Origin of the sequence: Sulfurimonas sp., from assembly GCF_032250635.1 — a bacterium.
In the GTDB taxonomy this organism is placed as follows: Bacteria; Campylobacterota; Campylobacteria; order Campylobacterales; family Sulfurimonadaceae; genus Sulfurimonas.
Genome location: NZ_JAVVFL010000092.1, coordinates 1 through 8,535, shown reverse-complemented (window position 1 = coordinate 8,535; position 8,535 = coordinate 1). Strand labels below are relative to the sequence as shown.

The 8,535-nt window shown below is 39.5% G+C and carries 12 protein-coding genes; 2 read left to right on the top strand and 10 right to left on the bottom strand.

Annotated features, from left to right (window positions below; genetic code table 11):
- A partial coding sequence (locus RQ763_RS06770; protein ID WP_314151929.1) for an anthranilate synthase component I family protein occupies positions 1 to 644 on the top strand: 644 nt, incomplete at its 5' end.
- The gene (locus RQ763_RS06765; RefSeq protein WP_314151927.1) at positions 644 to 1,435 is read left to right on the top strand and encodes a shikimate dehydrogenase; all 792 of its coding nucleotides are present in this window, start codon (positions 644 to 646) and stop codon (positions 1,433 to 1,435) included. The genes RQ763_RS06770 and RQ763_RS06765, both read left to right, overlap by 1 nt.
- On the opposite strand, the gene RQ763_RS06760 is transcribed toward RQ763_RS06765, so the two are convergent.
- From RQ763_RS06760 to RQ763_RS06720, 10 genes are all read right to left on the bottom strand, one after another.
- Complete coding sequence (locus tag RQ763_RS06760; protein ID WP_314151926.1) at positions 1,415 to 1,672, bottom strand: hypothetical protein; 258 nt, start codon at positions 1,670 to 1,672, stop codon at positions 1,415 to 1,417. The two genes, RQ763_RS06765 and RQ763_RS06760, sit on opposite strands and share 21 nt — an antisense overlap.
- A gap of 223 nt (positions 1,673 to 1,895) precedes the next feature.
- Complete coding sequence (locus RQ763_RS11815; RefSeq protein ID WP_409932364.1) at positions 1,896 to 1,997, bottom strand: hypothetical protein; 102 nt, start codon at positions 1,995 to 1,997, stop codon at positions 1,896 to 1,898.
- 74 nt (positions 1,998 to 2,071) lie between these two features.
- Positions 2,072 to 2,200, bottom strand: a complete 129-nt coding sequence (locus RQ763_RS06750) for a hypothetical protein (RefSeq protein WP_314151923.1) — start codon at positions 2,198 to 2,200, stop codon at positions 2,072 to 2,074.
- Positions 2,201 to 2,278 carry an acylphosphatase gene (locus RQ763_RS11810; RefSeq protein ID WP_409932363.1) on the bottom strand — a complete coding sequence of 26 codons (78 nt, stop codon included), beginning with the start codon at positions 2,276 to 2,278 and terminating at the stop codon, positions 2,201 to 2,203.
- Between the two features lie 8 nt (positions 2,279 to 2,286).
- Positions 2,287 to 2,772, bottom strand: a complete 486-nt coding sequence (locus tag RQ763_RS06745; RefSeq protein WP_314151922.1) for a histidine phosphatase family protein — start codon at positions 2,770 to 2,772, stop codon at positions 2,287 to 2,289.
- A 3-nt stretch (positions 2,773 to 2,775) separates the two neighbouring features.
- Positions 2,776 to 3,795: an aldo/keto reductase gene (locus RQ763_RS06740; protein ID WP_314151920.1), complete on the bottom strand. Its 1,020-nt coding sequence runs from the start codon at positions 3,793 to 3,795 to the stop codon at positions 2,776 to 2,778.
- A gap of 114 nt (positions 3,796 to 3,909) precedes the next feature.
- Complete coding sequence (gene nosZ, locus RQ763_RS06735; RefSeq protein WP_314151918.1) at positions 3,910 to 6,507, bottom strand: Sec-dependent nitrous-oxide reductase; 2,598 nt, start codon at positions 6,505 to 6,507, stop codon at positions 3,910 to 3,912.
- Between the two features lie 43 nt (positions 6,508 to 6,550).
- Positions 6,551 to 7,831, bottom strand: a complete 1,281-nt coding sequence (locus tag RQ763_RS06730; RefSeq protein ID WP_314151917.1) for a hypothetical protein — start codon at positions 7,829 to 7,831, stop codon at positions 6,551 to 6,553.
- Positions 7,832 to 7,878: 47 nt separating this feature from the next.
- Positions 7,879 to 8,403 carry a HyaD/HybD family hydrogenase maturation endopeptidase gene (locus RQ763_RS06725; RefSeq protein WP_314151915.1) on the bottom strand — a complete coding sequence of 175 codons (525 nt, stop codon included), beginning with the start codon at positions 8,401 to 8,403 and terminating at the stop codon, positions 7,879 to 7,881.
- Positions 8,400 to 8,535 (bottom strand): nickel-dependent hydrogenase large subunit (locus RQ763_RS06720; RefSeq protein ID WP_314151930.1); only part of this gene is annotated, 136 nt, incomplete at its 5' end. The genes RQ763_RS06720 and RQ763_RS06725, both read right to left, overlap by 4 nt.

The following is an 8,535-nucleotide window of genomic DNA, read 5'->3' as shown; positions in this document are numbered from 1 at the left end:
TGTTTTTGATGGAGTATAAAGATTTTAACATAGTCGGCAGTTCTCCTGAGGTTATGGTTAGACTCACAAACGGCGAGCTTCTTCTTCGTCCAATCGCAGGTACAAGAAAAAGAGGCGCTACAAAATTAAGAGACAAAGAGCTTGAAGATGAGCTTTTGGCAGACCCAAAAGAGCTCTCAGAACATCTTATGCTAATCGACCTTGGCAGAAACGACGTCAGCCGTGTCGCAAAAACTGGAAGCGTAAAGGTTGAGAATATGATGCATATCGAACGCTTTTCTCATGTTATGCATATAGTTTCAGATGTCACCGCTACGCTTGCAGATGACAAAGATATGTTTGATCTATTTATGGCTACATTTACGGCAGGAACCATGACGGGTGCTCCAAAGATAAGAGCAATGGAGCTTATTGCCGAGTATGAAGGATTAAAGCGCGGTTTTTACAGCGGAAGTGTCGGCTACTTCGGGTTTGATGGCAATATGGACAGCGCAATTACAATCAGAACTGCTCTTGTTAAAGATGACAAAGTTGTTCTTCAAGCCGGTGCGGGTGTTGTAGCAGACAGCCAAAACGAGCTTGAATACCTAGAGGTAAAGAACAAACTCGGCGCACTTGTCGCCTCGCTTGAAGATTTGGATTAATGAAGCTATTTGCCATATTTGGCGACCCCGTTGCGCACTCTCGCTCTCCGCTTATGCACAACAGCGTATTTAAGCACCTAAACTACAAAGCTTGCTACACAAGAGTCCATCTTCCAGATGGCTCAAAACTAAAAGAGACTTTTTTCTCACTTGGTCTTAGCGGAGCAAATATTACCGTTCCTCATAAAGAGGCGGCGTATGAGGCTTGTGATGAAGTAAGAGGCTTTGCAAAAAAAGTTGGAGTCGTAAACACTATCGTAAACGAAAACGGCAAACTTATAGGCTACAACACTGATGCAGACGGTTTTATGTTTGCCATAAAAGAGTTCGGTGCTATAAAAAATATTTTAGTTCTTGGTGCAGGCGGAACGGCAAAAGCGTTATGTGCAAGATTTATAGAAGATAATATAAAAGTAACTGTTCTAAACAGAAGCCAAAATAGACTCACATACTTTAGAGAGCTTGGATGTGACTGCTTTAGTTGGGAAGATTTTGAACTTACAAAATATGACTTGGTTGTAAACACAACAAGTGCCGGACTTAAGGACGAAGAGCTACCTGCTCCATTAGAATTAATAGAAAAAATTTTAGATAACACCTCATTTGTGGCGGATGCAATTTACGGCAAAGTAACACCTTTTTTAAAAATAGCAAAAGAGAAAAATATTACTTTTATAGACGGTGCAGATATGCTTTTTGGTCAAGGAGTACTAGCAAATATGATTTTTACAAATCATGAGCTAAAAACAGAAGATATTAAAAACTGCATGTCAAAGAGTTTCGAACTCTGAGGCAGCGGCTATTGCCTGTCCGTAGGCTATCGCGCTGTCATTGCTTACAAACATCTCAGGCAAGATTACATCAGGGATCTTTTGCATAATCAGTCTTAAAAGAATCCTATTTTGAAACACTCCGCCACCCAAAACCAATGGTAAATTATACTTGTTGTGCATCTCGTAAATTATCTCAACTATCGTGTTGAAAAATTTAGAAACCGCTTGAACAAAGAAGTATCTCCTCTTTCGCATTTATATAGGCAATATTTTTTGACATCTAGATATCTTTTACCATCACTCCAAAAGGCTTTGAGGGTCTCTGCTTTATCTATGATATTTTCACTCTCAACTATTTTACCGCTGTTATCAAACAGAGAGTTTTGGTCCGCGCTCATGACACCCTATGGGTTGAGCGTGCTATCTTCTGTCTTACGGATTTTCATATTCGCTCAAACACTTTTCACACATAACAAACTCATCCATCGAGGTATTTTTTCTGTCGTAGGGAAGATTTTTTATGATGCTTAAATCTGCGGTTGCTTTTATCATGCAGTTCACTCTCGCACTCCTCACACATTGCGATAATGGCTGGATAGATTTTTGGCACCTTCGCTCATTCCTATACTAAAGCCATCAAACGATTTTGTTTTTTTATATCTCGCAAAGAGGCAGTTTGTTATCTCTTACATTTTGCACAAACTCATCGACTCTCTCTTGCTTGCAATCAAGAAGTATCAGCTCACCACAGCCGTTGTTTGAGACCTCTCCGCTTAGATTCATTTAAGTGGCAAGATTGTAGATAATAGGGCGAAATCCGACACCCTGCACCACACCTCTTCTCTCTATTCTACAAATCATCTAATCTATCACTCACCCTTTTTTGGATAGTCAAACGATAACAATTTTGCATTTTTAGGGTCCATATCTGCCCATTTCTTACACCTTAGCTCTATCTCAAGTATACCGCATGTAGGTATGTTCTCATCAAAGCCGACAAGCTTCTCTGCAAGTTCATTAAGCGATGGATTATGTCCCACCAAAAAGACTACTCTATAGCTATCCTCAAGCTTTGAGAGTATCTTGCGTAGCGTCTCAGAGGTTGCTTCGTATATATCATCTAGAAAAAGTATGTTTTTATACCCTACTTCATTAGCAATTATCTCAGCAGTGCTTTTTGCCCTTTTTGCGGGACTTGAGATGATGATGTCTGGCATAATACCTTTCTCTTTGAGCCGCGCACCCATCATAGGAGCATTTGCTTTGCCTCTTTTGTTTAGCGGTCGCTCAAAATCATCAAGCGTCCCATTGCTCCAGCTAGATTTTGCGTGTCTGATAATGTATAGCTTTTTCATCTATCAACCCATCGGGTACATAATCTCTTGCTGCAGCGCTTTTATCTCGCTCATGGTCTCTTGACTCAGTGTTACATCAAGCGCAGCGAGTGACTCATCCATCTGCTCTATATTTCTTGCCCCGATAATCGTAGAAGCCACAAAATCAAACTGTTTTGTATAAGCAATTGACATAGTCACAACGGACATTTCAAGCTTTTTTGCAATATCTAGATATCTAGCGGTTGCTTTTAGAGTTTTCTCATTTACAAATCTTGCGACCTGTGAGTTTAAGCGCACACTTTTACTCAAAAGATAGTCAGAATAGCGTGCATTCTCAGGATAAAACTCGCCGTTATATTTACCGCTTAGCACTCCTCCAGCCAGAGGAGAGTACGGCAGAAGTGATATCTGCTCTCTTTTGCACACATCTGCAAGCTCATCCAAAAAGCGCGGATTGTTCAGTGAAAAGTTGTTCTGTATAGACTCAAATCTTGCAATTCCTAGCCTTTTTGAGGTTTCGTTTGCTTTAGTAAGCCCGTAAGCGGTGTCGTTTGAAGTTCCGAGGTATCGCACCTTGCCCTCTTTTATGAGCTCGTCAAACGCCTTTAGAGACTCCTCGATAGGCACTACATTGTCTGGCCAATGCATCTGATATAGGTCGATATAGTCGGTTTGTAACCGCTTCAAACTCCCCTCAATAGCTTTTTTTATATGAAACTTATCTATCGCCGTATAGCCATGTCGGATAGGCGGAACAAACCAGCCGTTTGCCGCACCTGCGACCTTTGAAGCCAGTATTATGCTATCTCTTGGCTTGCCCTTTAACCATTTTCCTATTATTGTCTCGGTTACACCTGCATACTTGGCATCAGGTGGAACGGGATAGAGTTCTGCTGTGTCAAAAAAATTAATCCCTCTCTCATATGCCTTATCCATTATCTTAAAAGATTCCGCCTCATTGCTCCAAGAGCCAAAACTCATAGTCCCCAAGCAGATTGGAGTAACTCTAAGCCCTGTTTTTCCTATGTATCTATACTGCATTTTAACCTTTCACTCTACGCTAAATTTTAAATCTTTTGTAAAATTTCTCAAAAACATTAAAGAGAAGTGTTGGAACGATATGTTCAACTCCTGTCATTGAGAAGGGTGATTTAATCAAAAAAGATCTGCATTTTCATCTATCCATTTAAAGTACTCTATGATATCTTTAATCTCCTGATTACTCATGTTTTGATTCGGCATTTTAAGATTAAAAAACTCTATCAATTTTTTCATATATGGCTCATTAAATTTACTTTGGGGATCTTTAATATACTCAGCAACCCACTGCTCGGCATTTCTATGTCGCTTAAGAACACCCGTTAAATCGGGACCTGAACTTATTTTGCCGATAACATGACATCCTGAACAGCCTCCTTCACGAAATGCTCTCTCGCCTCTCTTTGCAGTTTCAGATTTTGGCGTGGCTATACTGCTTATAAGAAGATCTTTGGCTCTAATAGCAGAATCTGCGGTTTTTATCATGTATTGCCACACCATGTTTTCAAATAAAATTGCACTTTCTAAATTATTTTCTCGATATGCTTTTGCCGACTTCTCCCTCTCTAGAGCAATCTTGGTATATTGATCCTTTGCATCGTCTACCAGATCTTTCACCGTTACATATTTACCATAATTTTTTTCTTCTAAAAACGCAAAGAGAGACTTAATAACCTCGTCGGTTGCACTGTTGCTGGCTGTAATTTTTTTATATTCTATCTGTAGTTCTTCAGCAGACAAGCTTTTCATTTTTAATTTTTGAATCCACTCATAATTTTTGTTTGGATCTTTAACCAACAGATACCCCATCATTTCTATATGTAAAGCGGAACAGAATTCTGTACAATAGTAGGGAAAAACACCCTCAATATCTGCAATAAAATCGATTTGGGTGGTCTCGCCCGGCTCAAGTGAAGTATGTACATTATAGTGGTCAATGGTAAAGCCGTGAGTCTCATCCTGAGCACGCTCAACATTGGTAATATACATCGTAACATGATCACCTTTGTTTACCGTAACCCGCTCAGGGTTGATATGAGAACGTACTACCGTTGCATAAATAAAAACATGGTTACCTTTTCGCTCAATCCTCTCTTCACCTGCAAAAGCTTTTCCGACATGAGACTCACCCGTTCTAGAGTTAGTCCCTGTTTTAAAGCGGATTTCAGGATGAATCTTACTTGCCCTGATTGATGCCCCCTGATGCGGTTCTCCAAGCGGTATTGGCATATCCAAAAGAAGTTTCATCTTATTTGCGCCAATATCTATAAGCTGATTATTTTGCGGATGCAGCGGTCCGACCGGCAAAAATCTGTCAATAGCAAGCTTATTGATGGCAACAAGATACTCTCCCTGCGGATCTGCAGATTTTCCCTCCATTGCCTCAATATGTCCAATATTATAGTGAATACCGATTTTATCTATGACTTTGAGTTCTTTATAATTCCATTTTACAACTTGAGAATCAACATACATAGAGCTATAAATTGTGCCATCTTCCTTACCAAAAGTGTTATGCAGATGCCCAAGTCCAAGTTCAACCTGCCCATATAGTGATTTTTTCATATCTAAAATCGGTATCCCGTAGAGATCTTTCCCCTCAAACTCCCTGTTTTGAATCAGCTTTATAATCTTATTAAAGTCATAAACAGAGGCATGGGTGTCTAATTTACCCGAAACAATTATATAACCGCCATCCGGACTCACATCTACACCATGAAGAGATTTATTTTCAGGGACTAAAAAAAGAGCACTGTTTTTTACGGCTACCTCTATAGGAATAACTCTGTGCCCATTAACTATTTTAATATTTTTGTCATCTTTTGCAAGTAACGCTAATTTTTTCCAATTATATATATGTAAAAAATCCGTATCGTTACGGCTGCATCCGGCTTCAAAAGGAGGAAGACCTTTTTCAATACCTCCTGTGTAGAGTTCTGAATTGATAGAGTTTGTAAATGCCCAACCGTCGGAAATACCTTTGCCGACATCGGTTAGATCCTGCATATAGGGCGGAAACTCTAAACTAAATGACTCTTCTTGTTGAATCTTTCCTTTTTTCCTATCAAACTTCCAAAATGTCACCCCGCCTCTATAAACATCCTGATATGCCTCTATAGGATAATAATCATTTGTCAAAGGTGCCGCATACTGACATGTATCAAGAACATACTCAGTATTTGGAGTCAAAAATGCCCCTCCGTGAGTTGATTTGAAGATGGGATTCACTACTATTTGAGAAGTTTCAAAATATTTTAAGTCAATTACGGCAATTCTGGCATTTGCCTTATCATTGACAAAAAGGTATTCTCCGTCATATTTTCCATTTGTCTCTGAGAGCGCGGGATGGTGTACATCTCCCCAGTTAATCTCTCTTCCTCGTACATTTCCCTGTCTTAAAATCTTTTTTGAATCGGTGTCAAAACCATACCCCTGCCAAGGTTCTGGAGTAAACACTCCTATATATTTTAAGGGTCTCATAGATGGAACTCCATAAACCAAAACTTGTCCTGATTGTCCCCCTCCGACAAAAACATAGTACTCATCATGTTTGCCGCTGGGATTGTAAACTTTTAGTGCTGCAAGAGCATCCTCTTCGGTTAGTCCCCGTTTTTTCATTATTGTCTGAAATGCAGATTCGCCAAAAACAGTTTGTGTCGTAAACAGCAATCCGAGTGTTATGCAACACAAAATATTCAAATATTTTTTTACCATCGGTATCTCCTTTATAAAGAACAGCATATCACTGTTTTTTTTATTACTCTCCAAATTGAGAAATCTCTTTGGTTAAATTTTTCATATCATCCTCTGAGAGATATTCAATGGTTTCTATATGAATTGCATCTTTATCTGTTTTGAATTCAAGCATTTTTTTCAATACAAACTCCTCGCTTAACCCGATAAGCTTAGCCCCGAAATTTCCCTCTCCACTGCTGCCGTGGCATGGAGCACAATTACTTTTATACATCTTACTAACTTTAAATTTCCCAAGAGTTCCGGCTCTCTCTTCCAATGCTTTTACTTGTAACTCTAGCTCTTTTCTCTGCTCATCTCTCTCTTCTTGCATCTCTTGCTTCTGTATATCTGAAGGTTCGGCGTTCTCTGCTTTTAGCGAAGTTTCTAAATCCGGCACATAAATAAGTTCAGCAATTTTATCCAATTTGTTTACTTCTATATCTGTTTTAACCAAATAAGCGATTGATACCAGAGCTGTCAATAGAAAAACAAATGTAAAAGAGTGATGTACAAGAGTTGCCCTCTTTGCCGGGTGCTCTTTTAATCCTCTTTTTCTTAACCACCAAGGCAAAAAAGAGAAAATACTAACAGCCACAAGCAGCCAAAAACCGACTGCGGGATAAGCATGTGTGGTAAACTGTGCCACTTTCCCGTCTCCAAGCAAAACAGGCATAAACGGCTCCATGGTAATCGCGCCTCTGTGAAGGTTGTGTCCAAACCAGTAAAGCCAGTAAGCATAGATGACTATAAACATAAATGGCAGCAACATGGGAATAATCATAAATCTGTTTACCCATTTATTGTTGTAAAAAATAAATAGCACAAATATCAAAGCAACAATTACCAACGCATAAGGAGCAAGTGCCCGTTCATAAGGAGCGCCTCTTTGCATGGATGCCATCCCGACATAATGGTTGATTGTGTCCATCTCATGCACTTCACCGCTTAATCCGTCAAAATGGATAAATACGGGGAGTCCTTGAGGAAAGGCCTCTTTTGGATAGTTTGGCGCTTCCAAAGAAAAACTCCATACAGGCATTGAAGGAGCACCTATCTCTTCGGAAAATTCAATCATTTTTTTTAGATTATGTTTTGCTTCTTTTGAGGTATTAACCCCAAAATATCTATCTTTTTGATAAAAATCCCACAGAGGGTAGACATATGAGGGTATATTCTCAACTTTAGAGTCTTTTATGCGTTCTAAAGTTCCATGAAAACCGACGGAGGGGATAATAAAACCATACAATAAAAGAGCAAGAGCGATAAGAGCAAAAAATCTTGCTGTAACAAAATAAATATTCATACAAATTCCTTAAAATTGTCAAAAAAGCTTTAAAACAGGGGTAGCAATTATTTTAAATAGCTCATACTAATTTGGTCATCAATGCTAAAATCACCCCTTTTAATAACCACCACGCCCAACACTTCAAGCGCATCTATAACCGTTTTTATAAACAGCTCAAATCTGCTACGCAAAACTTCGCTAAGCCCGATTTTTGCACTGTTTATATCTTCTGCAACGATTCCGATAAGCGTCACTTCTGCTTTTGTCTCATACAGTTCGCATATCTCCAACATCTGCACCACCTCAACCTCATGCGCCGTTTTTTTGTACCCGCCAAGTCCGAGCAGCTCTTTTGAGGGAATCTTGTAGATTGTACCCACTTCATCATCCATGGAGAGTGTATCGAGCACAAGAACATGCTCATACTCCATAAAGTACTCAAAGAGTCCAAACCCCAAAGTTCCGCCGTCAACTATCTCTACCCCCGGCTCAAAGGAAAAATTTTGTCTCAGATAATCAGCCGCGATTACACCTACTCCATCATCGCAAAACAGTATGTTTCCGACACCTATAACTGCTATTTTTTTCATAGAGCTTTTATCTTATAAGTGCTCAACTCTTTGCCTTTTGTGTCTATGACATGTACCGCACATGCGAGGCATGGGTCAAAGGAGTGGACGACCCTAAGCACTTCAAGCGGCTTTGTCGTGTCTTGTATCTTG

Excerpts from the sequence above, each read along its gene's own strand:
- RQ763_RS06765 (WP_314151927.1), top strand. The coding sequence starts at position 644 with ATGAAGCTATTTGCCATATTTGGCGACCCCGTTGCGCACTCTCGCTCT.
- RQ763_RS06760 (WP_314151926.1), bottom strand. The coding sequence starts at position 1,672 with ATGCGAAAGAGGAGATACTTCTTTGTTCAAGCGGTTTCTAAATTTTTC.
- RQ763_RS11815 (WP_409932364.1), bottom strand. The coding sequence starts at position 1,997 with ATGTGTGAGGAGTGCGAGAGTGAACTGCATGATAAAAGCAACCGCAGA.
- RQ763_RS06750 (WP_314151923.1), bottom strand. The coding sequence starts at position 2,200 with ATGAATCTAAGCGGAGAGGTCTCAAACAACGGCTGTGGTGAGCTGATA.
- RQ763_RS11810 (WP_409932363.1), bottom strand. The coding sequence starts at position 2,278 with ATGATTTGTAGAATAGAGAGAAGAGGTGTGGTGCAGGGTGTCGGATTT.
- RQ763_RS06745 (WP_314151922.1), bottom strand. The coding sequence starts at position 2,772 with ATGAAAAAGCTATACATTATCAGACACGCAAAATCTAGCTGGAGCAAT.
- RQ763_RS06740 (WP_314151920.1), bottom strand. The coding sequence starts at position 3,795 with ATGCAGTATAGATACATAGGAAAAACAGGGCTTAGAGTTACTCCAATC.
- nosZ (WP_314151918.1), bottom strand. The coding sequence starts at position 6,507 with ATGGTAAAAAAATATTTGAATATTTTGTGTTGCATAACACTCGGATTG.
- RQ763_RS06730 (WP_314151917.1), bottom strand. The coding sequence starts at position 7,831 with ATGAATATTTATTTTGTTACAGCAAGATTTTTTGCTCTTATCGCTCTT.
- RQ763_RS06725 (WP_314151915.1), bottom strand. The coding sequence starts at position 8,403 with ATGAAAAAAATAGCAGTTATAGGTGTCGGAAACATACTGTTTTGCGAT.